The organism is Turicibacter sanguinis (genome assembly GCF_013046825.1).
GTDB classification, from domain to species: domain Bacteria; phylum Bacillota_I; class Bacilli_A; order MOL361; family Turicibacteraceae; genus Turicibacter; species Turicibacter sanguinis.
The window spans coordinates 1,955,695-1,974,273 of sequence record NZ_CP053187.1 but is presented as its reverse complement, the minus strand read 5'-3'; the positions used below and the strand labels follow the sequence as shown (position 1 = coordinate 1,974,273).

Annotated in this window: 14 protein-coding genes and 1 other RNA gene; 2 read left to right on the top strand and 13 right to left on the bottom strand. The window is 34.9% G+C overall.

Annotated elements, in window-relative coordinates; all coding sequences use genetic code 11:
- Positions 1-44: 44 nt before the first annotated feature.
- The 13 genes from miaA to rnpB all read right to left on the bottom strand — a co-directional run bounded on the left by miaA (position 45) and on the right by rnpB (position 14,718).
- On the bottom strand, positions 45-965 hold the full coding sequence (miaA, locus tag HLK68_RS09500; RefSeq protein WP_006785434.1) for a tRNA (adenosine(37)-N6)-dimethylallyltransferase MiaA: 921 nt from the start codon (positions 963-965) through the stop codon (positions 45-47).
- 9 nt (positions 966-974) lie between these two features.
- Positions 975-2,804: a DNA mismatch repair endonuclease MutL gene (mutL, locus tag HLK68_RS09495; RefSeq protein ID WP_006785433.1), complete on the bottom strand. Its 1,830-nt coding sequence runs from the start codon at positions 2,802-2,804 to the stop codon at positions 975-977.
- 7 nt (positions 2,805-2,811) lie between these two features.
- Positions 2,812-5,451, bottom strand: coding sequence for a DNA mismatch repair protein MutS (gene mutS / locus HLK68_RS09490; RefSeq protein ID WP_009607339.1), 2,640 nt, complete (start codon positions 5,449-5,451; stop codon positions 2,812-2,814).
- A 193-nt stretch (positions 5,452-5,644) separates the two neighbouring features.
- Positions 5,645-6,190 (bottom strand): outer spore coat protein CotE, encoded by a 546-nt coding sequence (cotE, locus tag HLK68_RS09485; protein ID WP_006785431.1) that lies wholly within the window; start codon positions 6,188-6,190, stop codon positions 5,645-5,647.
- 159 nt (positions 6,191-6,349) lie between these two features.
- Positions 6,350-6,700 carry a YlbF family regulator gene (locus HLK68_RS09480; RefSeq protein WP_006785430.1) on the bottom strand — a complete coding sequence of 117 codons (351 nt, stop codon included), beginning with the start codon at positions 6,698-6,700 and terminating at the stop codon, positions 6,350-6,352.
- Positions 6,684-8,192 (bottom strand): tRNA (N6-isopentenyl adenosine(37)-C2)-methylthiotransferase MiaB, encoded by a 1,509-nt coding sequence (miaB, locus tag HLK68_RS09475; protein ID WP_006785429.1) that lies wholly within the window; start codon positions 8,190-8,192, stop codon positions 6,684-6,686. Before miaB ends, HLK68_RS09480 begins: the two co-directional genes overlap by 17 nt.
- Positions 8,193-8,381: 189 nt before the next feature.
- Entirely contained in the window at positions 8,382-8,645 is a 264-nt protein-coding gene (locus tag HLK68_RS09470; protein ID WP_006785428.1) for a stage V sporulation protein S, read from the bottom strand.
- Positions 8,646-8,714: 69 nt separating this feature from the next.
- Positions 8,715-9,506 carry a TIGR00282 family metallophosphoesterase gene (locus HLK68_RS09465; RefSeq protein WP_006785427.1) on the bottom strand — a complete coding sequence of 264 codons (792 nt, stop codon included), beginning with the start codon at positions 9,504-9,506 and terminating at the stop codon, positions 8,715-8,717.
- A gap of 102 nt (positions 9,507-9,608) precedes the next feature.
- Positions 9,609-11,162, bottom strand: coding sequence for a ribonuclease Y (gene rny, locus HLK68_RS09460; RefSeq protein WP_006785426.1), 1,554 nt, complete (start codon positions 11,160-11,162; stop codon positions 9,609-9,611).
- A 284-nt stretch (positions 11,163-11,446) separates the two neighbouring features.
- Positions 11,447-12,484: a recombinase RecA gene (recA, locus tag HLK68_RS09455; protein ID WP_006785425.1), complete on the bottom strand. Its 1,038-nt coding sequence runs from the start codon at positions 12,482-12,484 to the stop codon at positions 11,447-11,449.
- A gap of 146 nt (positions 12,485-12,630) precedes the next feature.
- A complete protein-coding gene (gene pgsA, locus HLK68_RS09450) occupies positions 12,631-13,212 on the bottom strand; it encodes a CDP-diacylglycerol--glycerol-3-phosphate 3-phosphatidyltransferase (protein WP_006785424.1) in 582 nt (193 codons plus the stop codon).
- 9 nt (positions 13,213-13,221) lie between these two features.
- Positions 13,222-14,082 carry a helix-turn-helix domain-containing protein gene (locus tag HLK68_RS09445; RefSeq protein ID WP_055165113.1) on the bottom strand — a complete coding sequence of 287 codons (861 nt, stop codon included), beginning with the start codon at positions 14,080-14,082 and terminating at the stop codon, positions 13,222-13,224.
- Positions 14,083-14,339: 257 nt separating this feature from the next.
- An RNA gene (gene rnpB, locus HLK68_RS09440) (RNase P RNA component class B) lies at positions 14,340-14,718 on the bottom strand.
- A 167-nt stretch (positions 14,719-14,885) separates the two neighbouring features.
- Here rnpB and recU point away from each other — a divergent pair.
- Positions 14,886-15,473, top strand: a complete 588-nt coding sequence (recU, locus tag HLK68_RS09435) for a Holliday junction resolvase RecU (protein ID WP_009607335.1) — start codon at positions 14,886-14,888, stop codon at positions 15,471-15,473.
- Between the two features lie 22 nt (positions 15,474-15,495).
- Positions 15,496-18,546: a PBP1A family penicillin-binding protein gene (locus tag HLK68_RS09430; protein WP_132942663.1), complete on the top strand. Its 3,051-nt coding sequence runs from the start codon at positions 15,496-15,498 to the stop codon at positions 18,544-18,546.
- Positions 18,547-18,579 lie beyond the last annotated feature (33 nt).

Below are 18,579 nucleotides of genomic sequence, written 5' to 3'. Positions count from 1 at the left end.
GTATCAACTCTCCTTATTAAATAAAAAATGGATTAACAATCTAGTTAATCCATTTTTTTTAATTCAATATAGGTTAAAACATTTTGAACCGTTTTTTCAAACTGATTTACATCCACCTTGAACCACTTAACATCCATTTGATTATTAAACCACGTATATTGACGCTTTGCATAACGACGTGAATTGCGCTTAATTAATTCTTTACACTCCTCAAGAGACGTGAGGCCATTAAAATAATCATATAACTCTTTATAACCAATGGCACGAATCGATTGTGCCGTCTGAGGAATTCCCGCTTCAAATAAAGCTCTCACTTCCTCAACAAGTCCTGTTTCAAACATAACATCCACACGTTTATTAATACGGTCATACAATACATCGCGATCATCTGTTAATCCGATTAAAGCAACGTCATATATCAATTCATGTTGTTGTGTTTGAATCATCTCAGATTTTTTCACCCCTGATGTTTCAAAAATTTCAAGCGCGCGAATAACACGCTTACGATTATTCGGGTGAATCGTCTTCGCAGCTTCTTCATCAACCTCTGCTAATTTTTGATGCAAGGATTCATTATCAAAATCCTTATATTTTTCATCATCGACTTCTTTCGTCTCTGATTCTCCTGCAAATTCGTAATCATATAAAACACTTTTAATATAAAGTCCCGTCCCCCCTACAATAATTGGCATGTTCCCGCGACTTTTAATTTGATCAATCTTTGCACGCACCGTTTTTTGAAATTCCGCTACTGAATAAGGTTCATCTGGATTTTTTTCATCAATTAAATGATGAACAATCCCTTCACGTTCTTCAATCGTTGCTTTGGCTGTTCCAATGTCCATTGTTTTATAAATTTGCATCGAATCACCACTAATGATTTCACCCTTTAACTGCTTCGCTAATTCAATACTTAACTTTGTTTTTCCAACTGCCGTCGGACCTACAATACAAATAACATCCATTTTTTTCACCTACATGACTCGCTTGAACAATTTTTCAATTTCATATTTTGTTAATTTTACAATAATCGGACGTCCGTGTGGACACGTATATGGTTGATCACATAAACATAAATCAACTAACATCTGTTTAATTTCATGCTCATTAATATACTGATTCGCTTTAATCGACCCTTTACAACTCATCATAATCGCCACTGATTCGCGTAACTTACCAATATCCACTTTATTATCATAAATGATTTGCTGTAAAATCGTCTCTACAATTAATTTAGCATCTAAATTTTGAACCCAGACGGGAATCGTACGAACAACAAGTGATTGACCGCCAAACTCTTCAATCTCAAATCCAAACTTCATTAAAGAAGGTAACGACTCTTTTAAAAGCAATAATTCATTCGCCGAATATTTTAACACCATCGGAATAATGAGTTCAATACAATCACCCTTCACATCTTTAAGTAAGGCATAATTTTTTTCATATTGTATACGTTCCATTGCGGCATGTTGATCGACAATAAATAATCCTTCTTCATTTTGAGCCAATAAATATGTTCCGTGTAATTGCCCAATATAATGAAGTTCTAACTGCGGAATCGCTTGTCTCGTTGGAACGACCACTTTAAAATCTTGAGCGGGTTGTTCAAGTGAAACCATCGGTTCTGCCACTTCTTCAACATGAACTGACTCTTTTTTTACGTCAACACTCTCTTTTTTTAATTCAATAGGATTTTCATCAACCATCTGAACCGCAATCGTCGGCTTAAAAGTCGCCTCCTTCGTTAAACTTAACGTTTGCTGAATTGGCTTTGGCATCACGACCTTCGGCTCTTCAATTTGTGTTTCTGGAATATATTCTACTTGCTTTAACACGTTGCGAAGTTCATGATAAATAAATGTTTTAAGTGATTCCTCCTGCGAAAAGCGGACCTCAAGCTTTGCTGGATGAACGTTAACATCCACTAAAATGGGATCTAGTTTTAAATTAAGCACCACAATCGGATACTTATCTTTAGGCAGTAACGTATGATAAGCCTCTATAATCGAACGCATCAAATTATAATTACGAATCGCGCGCCCATTCACGATAATCGTCACATAATTACGGGAAGCACGATTAATAATCGGATCGCTTAAAAATCCAGAAATCTCAAAATCATCATTTTTCGCCGAAAATGGAATCATTTTTTTAGCTACATCAAAACCATAAACACTTGCAATCACGCTTTGCAAATTATTTTGTCCATTCGTTTGAAAAAGTAAACGTTGATTATTTAAAAGCTTGAATGCAATTTCAGGGTGAGAGAGTGCAATTTTATTTAAATAATCTGTAATATGACTAAGCTCTGTATTCAATGACTTAATATGTTTTAAGCGAGCTGGTGTATTAAAAAATAAATGATTGACTTCCATCTCCGTTCCTTTACGCATCACACCCGGCTCATTCACTAAAACTTCTCCTGCTTTAATATTTAAATGAACACCCGAAGACGCACCATCCGATGTTTTCACATGAACATCTGAAACCGAAGCAATTGACGGAAGGGCCTCACCACGAAACCCAAGTGTTTGAATTCTAAAAATATCATATTGGGTTTTAACCTTACTCGTCGCATGACGTTCAAAGGCAAGGAGAGCATCACTCTCACTCATTCCCTCCCCATTATCGATCACTCTGATTTGACGAACACCTGAGTCCTGTAATTGAATTTCAATACTCGTACTATTAGCATCAATCGCATTCTCAAGCAACTCTTTAACAACTGAAGCGGGGCGCTCAATTACTTCCCCCGCTGCAATCATATTGGCAAGTTGCTCACTCATACGTCTAATTTTTCCCATACGTCACCTACTTTCGATTATTGAGTTTAACCTTAATCTCATACATCGCATTCATCGCTTGCATTGGCGTTAACTGATATAAATCAATAGACTGTAATTCTTCAATAATATCCTCATATGGATTGACAATCTCGACCTTTTTTTCAACTTTAACGACTTCTTTAACAATTGGTTTAGCCTCTTCAAATAACGATAACTGCCCACTACCTCCTAAAACCTTTGGTTCTTCTTTTACAACAGGAGCTGGTTGAATCATCACTTTATCTTCTTCAAGAGCTGTTAATAACTCTTTTGCACGTGTTATTAAGGGGGAAGGAAGTTTGGCAATTTCTGCAACATGAATTCCGTATGATTTATCCGACGGCCCTTCCATTACTTTATGCATGAAGATTAACTGACCTTGATGCTCTTCGGCACGAACATGGCGGTTCTGTAAATGAGGACATTGCTGTTCAAGTTGTGTTAACTCATGGTAATGTGTCGAAAATAAGGTTTTAGCACCGATATTATCATGTACATATTCTATAATCGATTGTGCAAGCGCCATTCCATCAAACGTAGCAGTTCCACGTCCAATTTCATCTAATAAAATTAAACTATCTTTTGTCGCATGCTCCAATGCATAATTGGTTTCCATCATCTCAACCATGAACGTACTATGACCCGATACTAAATCATCCGCTGCTCCAATACGTGTAAAGACTTGATCAAAAATTGGAAGATTGGCTGAACTTGCCGGAACAAAGCATCCAATTTGAGCCATAATGGAAATCAGGGCTAACTGACGCATATACGTCGATTTACCTGACATGTTAGGGCCTGTAATCAATAGGATTGATAAATCTGATGGCATGATACAATCATTTTCAACATATTGCACATCTTTTAAAACTTTTTCAACAACAGGATGACGTCCATCTTTAATTTCAATCACATGATTTTTATTTAACATCGGACGCGTGTAACGATTCTCTTCACTCATTGTTGCAAAAGCTTGTAATACATCAAAATACGCTAGCACTTTTGCAATCTGTTGAATTTTAGGAATTTCATTTTTAACAATGCCACGAAGTTCTGAGAACAATTCATATTCTAATTGGATTGATTTTTCTTCTGCATTTAAAATTAAATTTTCTTTTTCTTTTAATTCTTGTGTCACAAAGCGCTCCGCATTCACTAACGTTTGTTTACGTTCATATCCTGCATTCTCAGGAATCAAGTGCAAGTTTGCTTTACTGATTTCAATGTAATAACCAAATACTTTATTAAACTTAATTTTTAATGATTTAATTCCTGTTTTTTCACGCTCTTGTGCTTCTAAAGCCAAAATCCAATCTTTTCCATGGTTAATAACATAACGATACTCATCTAATGTCTCGTTATAACCATCTTTAATAATGCCACCTTCTTTAATTCCAATCGGTGGATTTTCAACAATCGCTTTTTCAAGCAACTGCGTCATATGAGTACAATCAACCATCTTTTCAAGTTGTGAAAAAACCGATGGAATTGATAGTTGACTGAGTAACGATTTAATGTTCGGGATTTGCTTTAGTGATGAATTTAATTGTAATAAATCACGAGCATTGGCGTTTCCAAATCCAATACGCCCTGATAAACGTTCTAAATCATAAACTTCATTTAAATGTTGTTTTAATTCTTCTTTCACCATAAAATCGCCAATGAAAGCTTCAACAACATCTAAACGTTCTTTAATCACTTGTTCATTAATACATGGACGTTCAATCCATTGTTTTAACAAACGACTCCCCATGGCTGTTTTTGTTTTGTCTAGTAACCATAGTAATGAACCTTGACGTGATTTTGAACGAATCGTTTCCGTTAATTCTAAATTTCGTCGTGAATTATAGTCGATATGTAAAAAATCATCATTCTTTGTTAAACTAACCGGCTGTAAGTGACCGAGTGCACTTTTTTGTGTCCGAATTAAATAGTTAATTAAACGTCCAAAAGCAGCCTGAAGATTTGAATCACTTATTTCTGATACTAAGATCTGATATTCAATAGGTAGAATACAATTTTCCTCAAACGATAAAACAATTTGTTTTAAGGCACGAAGATTATCAAACATTTTAATCTCAACATCTGGACCGATGACGATTTCCTTACACCCAAGGCTAATGAGTTCACCCATTAAAACTTGAGCATCTTTTTCTAAATTCATCGCATAGTTTTCACCTGTTGATAAATCACTATAGACGATTGAATAGCCTTGAGTGGTTCCAACAATTGAAATAATGAAATTATTCTCTTTTTCATTTAAAGCATTTTGATTCATCACAGTTCCAGGTGTTAACATTCGAACCACTTCTCGGCGAACAACTCCCTTCGCACTCGCTGGGTCTTCAACTTGTTCACAAACTGCCACTTTATATCCTTTTTCAATTAATCGATTAATATAATTATCGGCCGCATGATGAGGAACCCCACACATTGGAACGCGTTCTTCTGCTCCTGCTTCACGCCCAGTTAATGCAATCTCTAACTCTTTCGCCGCCAGTTGAGCATCTTCAAAGAATAATTCGTAAAAATCTCCTAATCTAAAAAAGACGAATGCGTCTTGATAATTCTCTTTTATTGTTAAATATTGTTGCATCATCGGTGTATATTTAGACTTATCTCGCATAAAAAAACTCCTTTTTCAAGTACATGTTCTTTTATTATAGCACAAACCCGCTCGCTTGTCTGATGCAGATTCTTCTTATCATCGACGACTTTAAATCATTTTAAACAATTAACCTTTAGTTATTTTCCGGGAAATACTTATCTTCGTCATTTTTCGACTTTTTATCAATAAAAAAGAATAAGGCGAGATCGCCTTATTCTCCTCTGAATGGTGAGTTTCCTAAGAAGTTCGTATTGACTTGATCAATTTCTGAATCTTCATCATCTTCAAGATCTGCATCGTCAACACCAACAGGTCCTAAAATAGAAACGCGCATTTTTGTTTCCCCAATGACTTCTACAACCAGTTCGAATTCAACTTCAACAATGATTTCACCATCTTCAATTCTTGCATCCACACAAGTTGGTTGTTGAATTGTACGAGCGATGACTTCATCACCTTCGTATAAGCAATCACGGATGGTTCTATGAACATTAACATGATCTGCATAATCCACACATTTTCTTGCAACTTCAGTTTTTGTGTTTCCATCATATGAATACCACACGTTAATATCATAGAATCCTTTTACATCAACAGCATTATCACTTTTGCGCGCTCCGAATTTATGATTGATGATCCAGCAACCTAAAATACTATCAGCAGGTGCTGCTACATCATCAATAGATTCAGTAACACGAAATCTTTTTTTACCTTTACCAATTACAGCTTTGGTTACAATTTCACGAATATCATTCATCCTAATACCTCCTCACTGATACTATATTCAGCTCATATCTTATTTGATACTGAATTGGAGGACTTTATGATAATTCATTCAGAATTAATTTTATTCCTCCACTCCTGAATGGGTAATCCGTAATCCATCTATCCACTCCTAAAATTAAAAACATCTTAGCTATTCACTAAGATGTTTATTAACCTTATATTCTATTATATGAGTCATACTTTGAAATAGTTCATTTAATTCAATTTGTGTTTGAATATATTCATTAAACAGAGGATTAGCATAAAGCTCGTCTTCAAGTAATTTCATTTCTGATGCCACTGAAGACGCCGCTCCTGATTTATGATAATGTTCAAATTTGATTAACTCTTTTTGTTTTTGCAGATACTCATCATAAAGATTCAAAAGTCTTTCGTTTTGATGAACTTTAACCGCTAACTGACGGTATCGCACTATGACTTCATCTTGATCAAGTTTTTCTTTTAACGCATTAAATGACGCTAAATTAGTTAGTTGTGTCATCGTTAACCATTTCTCCTGCTAAATGCCATGTTTTAGCTTCCGTGATTTTAACTTTAACGATTTTTCCAATCGTAGATTCATCTGCTTTGAAGTTAACAAGTTTATTGTGACGTGTATATCCTGCTAATACCGTCTCATCATTTTTACTCGTTCCTTCAACTAAAACGTCAACTACTTGGCCTTCAAAACGTTTATTTCCATTACGGAATCCACGATTAATCGCTTCATTTAAACGATTTAAACGATCTTTTTTATCAGCTTCTGACACATTATCTTCCATACGAGCTGCTGGAGTTCCCTCACGTGGTGAGAAAATAAAGGTGAAGGCCCCTTCATACCCTACTTCTTCAACTAATGATAATGTATCTTGGAATTGTTCTTCTGTTTCACCCGGGAATCCTACAATGATATCCGTTGTGATTGAAACACCTGGAATCGCTTCTTTAAGATCACGCACTAATTGTAAATACATTTCACGTGTATATTTACGGTTCATACGTTTTAACACTTCATTATTTCCTGATTGAACAGGTAAATGAATATGCTCCATTAAGTTTCCGCGTTTTGCTAATGTTTGAATTGTTTTTGCATCAAAGTCACGCGGATGTGAGGTCGTAAAGCGAATACGTGGAAGATCAATTTTATTTAAATCATCTAATAAGTCACCGAATGTATATTCACGATCTTTAAAATCTTTTCCGTAGGCATTAACATTTTGTCCAAGTAATGTTACTTCTTGATATCCTTCTTCGGCTAAATGTTTAATTTCAGCAATGATATCTTCTGGTAGACGGCTACGTTCTTTACCGCGTGTGTACGGTACAATACAGTATGTACAGAATTCATCACAACCATACATAATATTAACCCAAGCTTTAATGCTACCTTGGCGAGTACGTGGCATATTTTCAACGATTTCTCCCTCTTGAGACCAAACTTCAATGACACGCTCTTTCCCCATTAATGCATTGTGAATATATTCTGGTAAACGATAAATGTTATGTGTCCCGAAGACTAAATCAACGTATTGATATTTTTCCATAATCTGATTTACAACTTTTTCTTCCTGTGACATACATCCACAAACCCCTAAAATCAAATCAGGATTTGTACGTTTTAATCGTTTTAAACGTCCTAATTCACCAAAAACACGATTTTCTGCATTTTCACGAATGGCACACGTATTTAAGATAATTAAATCGGCTTCTTCTTGTGTTGTTGCTTTGGTATACCCTAATTCTTCAGCAATTCCGATGATGGCTTCTGAGTCGTGCTCATTCATTTGACAACCATAAGTTTGAATTAAATATTTTTTTCCTTGTCCAATATTTTTAATTGAATTCTCAATCGCAAAATCACGGTGAACATGTGCCTGCTCACGACTACGTTTACGAGCATCCGTAATACTTGGACGTTGGAAATATCGACTATAATCTTTTTCTTCTTTTACTTGCTTTGTCTGCATTGAAAGTTCTTTTTGTTGTTCGTTCATTTTTATCACCCTATATCATAAAGCTCTATCTATCAAATTTTGTCCTTTTTGTGACAAGTCATCAGTTACTTTCTCTATTATACAATCTAGCTTCATAATAATCAACTGATGTCATTTTCTGTTTTAAAAAGAGAGCGGTATAAAAAAAACTAGTGATTATGATTTCACTAGTTTTTTTATTTTTAAAATTTATTGTCTTGATTCAACAATCAGTTTAATTGCCGTACGTTCTTCTCCATCAATTAAGATATCTGTAAACGCCGGAATACAAATTAAATCTTTCCCTGTTGGTGCTACATATCCTCTAGCAATAGCAATAGCTTTTACTGCTTGATTTAATGCTCCTGCCCCAATTGCTTGAATCTCAACTAAGCCTCTTTCACGAAATGCATTAGCTAAAGCCCCCGCAACTGAATTAGGATTAGATTTAGATGATACTTTTAATACTTCCATACTAGTCCCCCTCTTTTTTTGTTTTACACAGTAAGTTTATGCACCCTCATCCCGATACATGACTACTTTTTAAAGACTTGATTCTTTCTTGAGATTAATACGTTTAATTGATGATGCTTTCCCCGTTTTATCATTTACTTCAATTAAAACAGCATTTAACTGCGCTGAACCTTGTTCAACTGCATTAAAACGGATTGGTAAGCCTTCAATAAACTTATTAATAACATTCTCACGCTCAACTCCGATTACCCCATCAAGCGGTCCTGTCATCCCAACATCTGTAATATATGCAGTTCCTTTTGTTAATATGCGTTCATCTGCTGTTGGAACATGTGTATGTGTTCCCACGCAAGCACTAACACGTCCATCTACATAATAACCTAGTGCTACTTTCTCACTTGTTGCTTCTGCATGAAAATCAACAAAAATAATATTCGTACGCTTTTGCGCTTCTTTAATTAATTCATCAATGGCTAAAAATGGACAATTAATCATTGGCATAAATGTTCTTCCTTGAACTGAAATAACGGCAACCTCTAATGAATTAAATTTAATAAATGTTAATCCTTTACCTGGATTAGACGCTGGGAAGTTCCCTGGGCGAACTAATTTATCTGCTTCATCAATAAAATCAAAAATAGAACGATTATCCCACGTATGATTACCAAGCGTCACAGCATTGACACCTTGTTCTAGTAAAAACTTATAGTATTTCTCGTTAATTCCTTTTCCGTGAGAAATATTTTCTCCATTCGCAATAATAATGTGTGGCTTATACATTTCTTTAATTTTTGGTAAGTTTTCTTGAATCATTTGACGACCAAGTGTTCCGTAAATATCTCCGATAAATAAAATTTTCATGATATCAGCCTTTCTTGTAGCATCTTGTAGCAATATTTTTTTAACATTAAAAAGCTATTGATACGACAGCATCAATAGCTTTTAAATCCATCATATGAACAATTATCTAGCTGTTTCAACAGCTCGAGTTTCTCGAATTACCGTAATTTTAATATTTCCTGGATATTCTAGTTCATTTTCGATTGTTTGACGAATTTCGCGCGCAACTTGATGAGCTTGAACATCATCTAATTGTTCAGGAATAACAGCCACACGTACTTCACGACCTGCTTGAATGGCAAACGCCTTTTCAACCCCTTCAAATCGACAAGCGATATTTTCAAGTTGTTCTAAACGTTTAACATAATTTTCAAGGGATTCACTACGTGCTCCTGGACGAGCAGCAGATAAAGTATCCGCTGCAGCAACAATAACTGCAATTAAACTCTTCGGTTCTACATCACCATGATGCGATGCAATTCCATCTATAACAACTGGGTGTTCACGATATCTTGTTGCTAATTCAATTCCAATCTCTACGTGGCTTCCTTCTACCTCATGATCCACTGCTTTTCCGATGTCATGCAATAAACCAGCACGTTTAGCAAGCTTTACATCTTCACCTAATTCAGCTGCAATAATACCCGATAAGAAGGCAACTTCCATAGAGTGTTTCAATACATTTTGTCCGTAACTTGTACGGTAATTTAAACGTCCTAAAATTTTCATTAAATCAGGATGAACTTTCCCGATTCCAACTTCAAATACAGCATTTTCACCGTATTCTCGGATGCGTAAATCGACTTCACGACGTGTTTTTTCAACAATTTCTTCGATACGTGCAGGATGAATTCTTCCATCTTGAACAAGTGTCTCTAATGTAATACGAGCCACTTCACGACGAATTGGATCAAAACATGATAAAACGACCGCTTCTGGTGTATCATCAATGATTAAATCTACCCCCGTTAATGATTCAATCGTACGTATATTTCGACCTTCACGACCAATGATTCGACCTTTCATTTCATCACTTGGTAAGTTAACAACATTGACACTATAGTCACTTGTCTGTTCTGATGCATATTTTTGAATAGCCAGTACAATTAACTCTTTAGCTTTTTTATCAGCCTCTAAACGAGCTTTTTCTTCTTCTTCTTTAATGTACTTCGCTACTTCATGAGACATTTCATCTTCTACACGTCTAAAGATGATTTCTCGTGCTCCATCTGTTGTTAAGCCCGAAATTTCAACTAATTTTTGACGTTGTTCTTCTAAAGTTTCTTCCACTTTGCTTTCTAGTTCTTTTAGTTCGAGTTGTTTTTCTGCTATAGCTTCATCTTTCTTTTCAAGAGCAATCTCACGTTTTTCTAAGTTTAAAATTCGACGATCTATTGTTTCTTCTCGTTGTACTAAACGTTCTTCTAAACGAACAAGTTCCGTTTTCTTTTCCTTAATGTCGCGCTCTGCATCAACTTTAAGTTTTTGAACTTCCTCCTTAGTTTCTAAAAGCGCTTCTTTCTTTTTTGATTCAGCTTCTTTTTCTGCTTTTGAGATGATATGTCCTGCCGATTGTTCAGCTCGTTCCATCTCAGCTTGATAGACTTTCTTTCCTCTAAAATTCCCAATAACTAACCCTATCCCTACTAGCAAAATGGAGATGATAATTTCTAGCATATGCGCACCTCCAATTAATTAATATCAAATTATCCGCCATAGATCTACTAAACGGTTCTATAGTTTGAAGATAATTAGTATTACGATATAATACTACATTATTTATTTTAATATTATTGTAATAACATGTCAAGAATTCCACAACAAACAAACAAAAACTGTTTCCTAATTTTTCTTATCTTCTTAAAAAGGTGAATTTGTTTTACAAATCTTCCTTATTTTCTACTATTTATTACTTTTTTATACAAAAAAGAAGCGTTTATAATAAACGCTTCTTTTTATTTTTATTCTTCATCAAAATTTAAATCTAAACCAGTATTTTGCACCGTATCTGTTGCAATATTTAATTCAGCACGAATTAATTCGGCTACTTCTTCCATCACAAATGGATTCTCTTTTAAGAACAATTTAGCATTTTCACGTCCTTGTCCTAATTTCTCACCGTTATATGAGTACCAAGAACCACTCTTCTCAATGATATTATATTCAACAGCTAAATCAAGAATCTCTCCTTGTTTAGAAACCCCTTCACCATACATGACATCTACTTCAACTGTTTTAAAAGGTGGAGCAACTTTATTTTTCACGACTTTAATTTTCGCAACGTTTCCAACAATATCTGTTCCTAACTTGATTTGTTCTCCACGACGTACTTCAAGACGAATCGTTGAATAGAATTTTAAGGCACGCCCCCCTGGTGTTACTTCAGGGTTACCAAACATAATCCCCACTTTTTCACGGATTTGATTAATGAAAATAGCGATGGTTTTGGTCGTGTTAATCGCACCTGATAATTTACGCAGTGCCTGAGACATTAATCGTGCTTGTAATCCGACGTGTGAATCACCCATCTCACCTTCAATTTCAGCACGTGGTACTAAAGCGGCAACTGAGTCAATAACTAAAATATCAATCGCTCCACTTCGAACTAAAGCTTCAGCAATTTCTAATGCCTGCTCACCTGTATCAGGTTGCGACACTAATAATTCATCCGTATCGACTCCTAATTTTTCAGCATAAGCTGGATCCAACGCATGTTCTGCATCAATAAACGCAGCTGTTCCACCTTTTTTTTGTACCTCTGCAATGGCATGTAACGCAAATGTTGTTTTCCCTGAACTTTCTGGTCCATAAATTTCAATAACACGTCCTCGAGGATAACCTCCAACACCTAAAGCAGAGTCAAGTGCTAATGAACCTGAAGAAACAACTTCAATTCTTGTATCTGTTTTTTCACCTAGCTTCATGACAGATCCTTTTCCGTACTGCTTTTCAATACTTTTAAGCGCCTGCATTAAAGCTGCTTCGCGATTATTACTCATATATTTTAATCCTCCACTTTCATTATTTATCTACTTATAACATACCCATTTTGTTGACTATTTCCTTTAATTTAGTTTAATAATAAACTATTTTTTATTTTAGCGCAACAAAAAAGCGAACAAAAATTCGCTTTTTTAAAAAATATTTATTTTGCCCCATCAAAAATATGAAGATTTTTGTAAATATACTCAACCCCTGAAGCTAAGGTTAAAATAACAGCTAAGGCTACAAAGATTTGATCCACTGGTAAATTTAATAACTCAAATGGATAATTTAATAATAATAACGTTGAAATCATAATAAATTGAACAACTGTTTTGATTTTCCCTAACCATCCTGCTGCAATCACAACACCTTTTGAAGCTGCAATGGTTCTGAACCCTGTTACAATAAATTCACGTGCTAAAATAACAAACACAACCCAACCAGAAATTAATGTATTTTCAAGTAACATTAATAAAGCGGCTGTTACTAATAACTTATCTGCCAATGGATCCATAAACTTCCCAAAATCTGTAATCATATTATATTTACGCGCAATATATCCATCAATAAAATCCGTAATTGCGGCAACTAAAAAGATAATTAACGCTAAAATATTTGCAAATGGAATTTGATAATCATTTAGATTTACAACATTAAAAACTAAATTTGGGATATAAAAACAAACAATAAAAAATGGAATTAAAATCACACGTAATAGTGTCAACTTATTTGCTAAATTCATAACTTTCACCTATTTTACTTTCATATTTAGTGTAATGTATTGATGAGGAACCGTCTCGTCAATGCTAACTAGCTCTCCATTAATCATCATCTCTAATCCGGTTACATTACCGATATTAAATTCTAAAACTCCCTCATTATTGGTTAGCATATCTTTAGTAAACGTATACTCAAAGACATCATTAGTTCGATAAGTTTCCCCAGGAATAATACTTTGATTATTCATCGTTGCATTTAACCAACAATCATTGTTAAATACCATTTTTAAATCTAATTGCTCACCCTCAGACATCACATCATAAATCGTTGATTGATTGTTTTGTGATACTTTCGATATGGTTGTTTTTGGTAACGAAATTTCCGGTTCTACCATTTCTGCATCTTTTTTTTCTTCATTTTCTGTATTTTTTGTTGGTTCATTAATCAATTCAGATGAGTTTGGATTTTTAATCACAACTTCTTCGGTTGGTTTTTCTGAAGCCGCTTTAATCATGTCGATCACAAAATACCCACCTAAACCAATCACTAATATGGCAGCAACAATTCCACCAAGGCGACCAAAATTACGTGTTCGCTTCTCTGTCTTCTGTTTTTTAATTTTAACTTCAACTTCTCGTTTTATTTGTTCACCATAGAAAGATTGATAAATTTCATCTACATTTAAAGATAAAAAACTAGCATATTTTTTAATATACATTTTTAAATAAAACTCATCAAATCTTGAAAAATCGCCACTTTCAATATTCTTTAAATGTTGAATCGGAACCCCTATTTTGTCAGAGACATCGTCTAAATTTAAACTTCGATTCAAACGTTGTTCACGCAAATAATCAGCTAATTTTTGATTACTTTCTTTATTTGAAAAATCCATTTCCAACACCTCCCGTAACATCCATAAAAACAAACTAAATTAATAATAGCATACCTATATTTATTTAAAAAGTGAATATAAGTATTTTTATACCGAAACTATCAAATTTATCTTGTTTTTTCCAGTTATATTGATTGTCTTTATCTTTCATATGTTTAGTTAATTTAAATAATTCATACATTTTATATTTTGTTATAAACAAAAAAACACAACAAATCTTGTTGTGTGCTGTGTTTTTATTAAATGCATAGATAACATTCTGTAAGCCATGTTCTGTACCGTTGTACTACATACGGATGCCTCCTCGTACTCAGGTGGTAATTATCTGTCTGTAGAGAATAACTCTCTACCTTCCATACGCGTTCAGTTCCGCTTTAGAAGTGCCCCTACCAAATTTGGGTTTCTCGCTCGTGGGGTTTACCCGTTCCACTCTGCCGTTTCCGACAGTTATCGTCACTGTGGCACTTTTAAAGGTAATCACACCATATCCAAAGACTTAGGTGCTTTCCCAGCCGTCAGTCACATACTTGACTGCCCTAACTTATTGTTTGGTTAGGCACGATCACTACAACCATCGCAGGTTGTGCGAGCATGGACTTTCCTCAATGTCATAAGACACTGCAATTACCCGAATGTTACATTTTATATTATGGCAAATTTCAAAATAAAAGTCAATTGTAAATAAATTCTATTTTTTTATTTTATCTACCAAATTCCTTTCAATATTAATATGAAATCTTATGTAAGATTAGCTTTTTTTCCTTTTTTTTGATAAGATATACAATTAGGAGGTGTATAGCCCAGTGAATTATCCCCACAAAAAAAAATCAACTGTTATCTCTAAATCTTCAAGTGAAAAAACGATTACTTTTGGAAAACGTGGAATGTCTTTTGAAGATGATTTAAATCGTTCAAATGAATATTATTTATCCACAAATAAAGCGGTCATTCATAAAAAACCAACACCTGTGCAAATTGTTAAAGTAAACTATCCAAAACGTGCGGCTGCTGTTATAACAGAAGCCTATTTTAGAACGCCGTCAACAACAGATTTTAATGGCATTTTCAAAGGACACTATATCGATTTTGAAGCAAAAGAAACATCTAATGTAACTATTTTCCCTCTTCAAAATCTCCACGCACATCAGGTAGAACATATGGCTCAAGTTTTAAAACATGGGGGGATTGTCTTTTTACTTGTCAAATTTTCTAAATTTAATGAAATTTATTTACTTCCTGGTGAAAAGCTCATCGAGTTTTGGCAACAATATAAACTAGGTAGTAGACGTTCGATAAAACGTGAGGAGTTTTTGGAGCATGCAACCTTAATCAATGAAGGAGCGTATCCAAGAATTGATTATTTAAAAGTGGTAGAAGAATTATTCTTATAAAAAATAAAAGGCGGTGACGTTGATGAAGAAAAATAAAGGTGCACAAAAATTTTCTCTCACCCTATTTCAATCGGTTGGAACGATTTTAAAAGGATTCCTATTGGTTGTCTTATTGGGGGGAATCGCAGCAATGATGATTGGTGGTTTCATCATTTTCAAAACGATTGAAACTGCTCCAGAATTAGATATTTCAAAAATCTATGCGACAGAATCAAGTTATATTTATGATAAAGATGGAAATGTTATTGATGAACTTGGTGTTCAAAAACGTGAGTGGGTAACCTATGACCAAATCTCTCCTGTTTTAATTGATGCCATTGTCTCTGTAGAAGATTCAAAATTCTTTGAACATCACGGTGTAGACTGGCAACGTTTTTTAGTTGCTTTAATAACAAACTTAAAATCAGGTGATTTTGACCAAGGGGCTAGTACCTTAACTCAACAGTTAATTAAACAATCTCACTTAACTAGTGAAAAAAGTATTGATCGTAAAATCAAAGAGATTTACTTATCAATTCAAATTGAAAAAGTACTAACAAAAGAGCAAATTATTGAAGCTTACTTAAACTTCTCGCCCTTTGGAGGAAGTGTAAACGGAATTCAAAAAGCGTCTGAATACTACTTTGGTAAGGATGCAAGTGATTTAACATTATCAGAAGCTGCAACGCTTGCAGGTATTGTCCAATTACCAAACGTTTATCGACCAGATACCAATCCTGATGCAAGTGAAACTCGACGTAATACCGTTTTAAAACTAATGGTTAAACACGGATATATCACTGAAGATATGGCAACCCTAGCTGCTGCCAAACCAATTACTGATATGTTGGCTTATCAAACAAGCGGTGTCGATGATAAAACAAAATACCAGTCATTTATTGACGTTGTTATCAATGAAGTTCAAGAAAAATACGGTTTAGATCCTTATTCAGGACTTCAAATTTATACAACAATGGACCCATACGCCCAAGCATTTGTTTATGATTTACAAAATACAAATCAATATTATACTTGGCCACAAGATTTACAATCAGGAATTATATTCATGGATACGAAAACAGGAGAAATCAGAGCGATTGGGGGAGGAAGTGCTGAGGGTGAGCGTACGTTTAACTTAGCAACACAAATCCAGCGCCAACCTGGTTCAACAGCAAAACCAATTTTCGCTTATGGTCCTGCCATTGAATATCTTGGATGGGGTTCAGGAACAACCATTAACGATGATCATTATGCCTACCAAAATGGTAGTGATGTCATGGTTCATAACTACAACCACATGTATCAAGGACGTATGACAATTCGTAATGCTTTAAATAAATCATTAAATGTCCCAGCTGTTAAAGCATTTAATGCAGTTGGGGATAAAAAAGTAGCCGAATTTGCGCAAGGACTTGGAATGCCAGTTGAAGATACATTAAATGAATCAACAGCGATTGGTGGAGTTGAAACAGGATTCTCTCCTCTTGATATGGCAGGTGCTTACGCAGCGTTTGGTAATGGTGGAACATATAATGAACCTATCACCATTGAAAAAATCGTCTTATCAGACGGAACAACCATCTATGCCGATCAAAAATCTGAGACAGCAATGAGTCCTGAAACAGCCTATATTATAACGGATATGTTACACACGGTTATGACAGATGGAACCGGGAAAACGGCAAATGTTACAAGTATGTATTTATCAGGTAAAACAGGAACAACAAACTTCCCACAAGAAATTCGTGAAAAATATGGAATGCCAGACAATGCAATTCGTGACTCATGGTTTGTTGGATATTCAAGCGAATACACAGCAGCCATTTGGACCGGTTATACCGATACGAGCCAAGGACACTATATTTCAAACAGCGAACAATCAGCTCCTTGGTATGTCTTTAAAAACCTGATGTCTTATTTAAATCCAGCAGGATATGTGGAACCAACTCGACCTGATTCAGTAGTCAGTGTCACAATTGAAAAGGAAAGTGGTGCAGAAGATGGACAAGTACAATTAGCTTCTTCTTTAACACCGGATGCCTATAAAGCGTCTGAATTATTCCCTAAAGGTAGTCAACCATCTGCTTATTCAACGCGTTTTGAACAATTAGCTACACCACAAAACTTAACAGGATCTTATAATGGAAGCCAACTTCAATTATCTTGGGAACACATTAAAACTTATACGCTAGATTATAACTATATCAATAGCTTAATCAGTCAATATAAATCAATTACACCTAACTGTACAAAGTTAAGTAGCTGTAAAGAACTTGAAGTTCCAGAAGATCAACTTTACATGATGAAATTCCAATTAGATACAATTGGTGGAACTGTCTATGATGTGTATGCCAAAGACATGGATGGCAATGAGGTTCACTTAGGAACAACAAGTGATAATTCATTCACAAAAGATCTTGGATACGGTGAAATGTCTTACTATACAGATTTCTATATTCGTGCACGTTATGAAAATTACGGGGCTCTAGCAAGTAATAATTCAAACAGTATCACAGTAGACTGTGAGAATTGCTTTAAACCAGTTAGTATTCCAGATATGGCTGGTTGGACAAAAGCACAAGCTGAATCTTGGGGAAGTTCTAATGGAATTAATATTTCATTCAGTGACGAACCAAGCACAACAGTAGCTGAAGGAATTATCATTTCAAATTCTCCAAACAGTGGAACATTAACTCCTGGTTCAACCGTTTATGTCAAAGTAGCTACTAGCCAGTTAGTCGTTCCAAACTATCAGTCAGATTCAGACTTCATTAATAAATATCAAGCTTGGGGAACTCTGAATTCGATTTCAATTAAAGTCAACCAAGAAAATCATGAAACAATTGCAAGTGGTGGATTCATCGGTTCAAATCCGGGTATTGGATCTGCTATTACACCAGGTTCAACGTTAACCATCACGGTTTCAAAAGGACCTGCTAGTACCACACCAGAAACACCAGAAACGCCTGTCATTCCAGATCCAATTAATCCAGATCCAGGCGTAAATGGAGATGGTGATGATGATGAGCGAGCAACTCCAGTAGGAGCCCAAACGATTAGTTTCATCAGAACATTGTTTAACTTCTTTAACTAAATAAAAAAAGAGAAACGATTAAATCGTTTCTCT

Bases quoted from the DNA above. Each gene is read 5' to 3' on its own strand.
- miaA (WP_006785434.1), bottom strand. From the start codon at position 965: ATGGATGTTATTTGTATTGTAGGTCCGACGGCAGTTGGAAAAACAAAG.
- mutL (WP_006785433.1), bottom strand. From the start codon at position 2,804: ATGGGAAAAATTAGACGTATGAGTGAGCAACTTGCCAATATGATTGCA.
- mutS (WP_009607339.1), bottom strand. From the start codon at position 5,451: ATGCGAGATAAGTCTAAATATACACCGATGATGCAACAATATTTAACA.
- cotE (WP_006785431.1), bottom strand. From the start codon at position 6,190: ATGAATGATATTCGTGAAATTGTAACCAAAGCTGTAATTGGTAAAGGT.
- HLK68_RS09480 (WP_006785430.1), bottom strand. From the start codon at position 6,700: ATGACACAACTAACTAATTTAGCGTCATTTAATGCGTTAAAAGAAAAA.
- miaB (WP_006785429.1), bottom strand. From the start codon at position 8,192: ATGAACGAACAACAAAAAGAACTTTCAATGCAGACAAAGCAAGTAAAA.
- HLK68_RS09470 (WP_006785428.1), bottom strand. From the start codon at position 8,645: ATGGAAGTATTAAAAGTATCATCTAAATCTAATCCTAATTCAGTTGCG.
- HLK68_RS09465 (WP_006785427.1), bottom strand. From the start codon at position 9,506: ATGAAAATTTTATTTATCGGAGATATTTACGGAACACTTGGTCGTCAA.
- rny (WP_006785426.1), bottom strand. From the start codon at position 11,162: ATGCTAGAAATTATCATCTCCATTTTGCTAGTAGGGATAGGGTTAGTT.
- recA (WP_006785425.1), bottom strand. From the start codon at position 12,484: ATGAGTAATAATCGCGAAGCAGCTTTAATGCAGGCGCTTAAAAGTATT.
- pgsA (WP_006785424.1), bottom strand. From the start codon at position 13,212: ATGAATTTAGCAAATAAGTTGACACTATTACGTGTGATTTTAATTCCA.
- HLK68_RS09445 (WP_055165113.1), bottom strand. From the start codon at position 14,082: ATGGATTTTTCAAATAAAGAAAGTAATCAAAAATTAGCTGATTATTTG.
- HLK68_RS09430 (WP_132942663.1), top strand. From the start codon at position 15,496: ATGAAGAAAAATAAAGGTGCACAAAAATTTTCTCTCACCCTATTTCAA.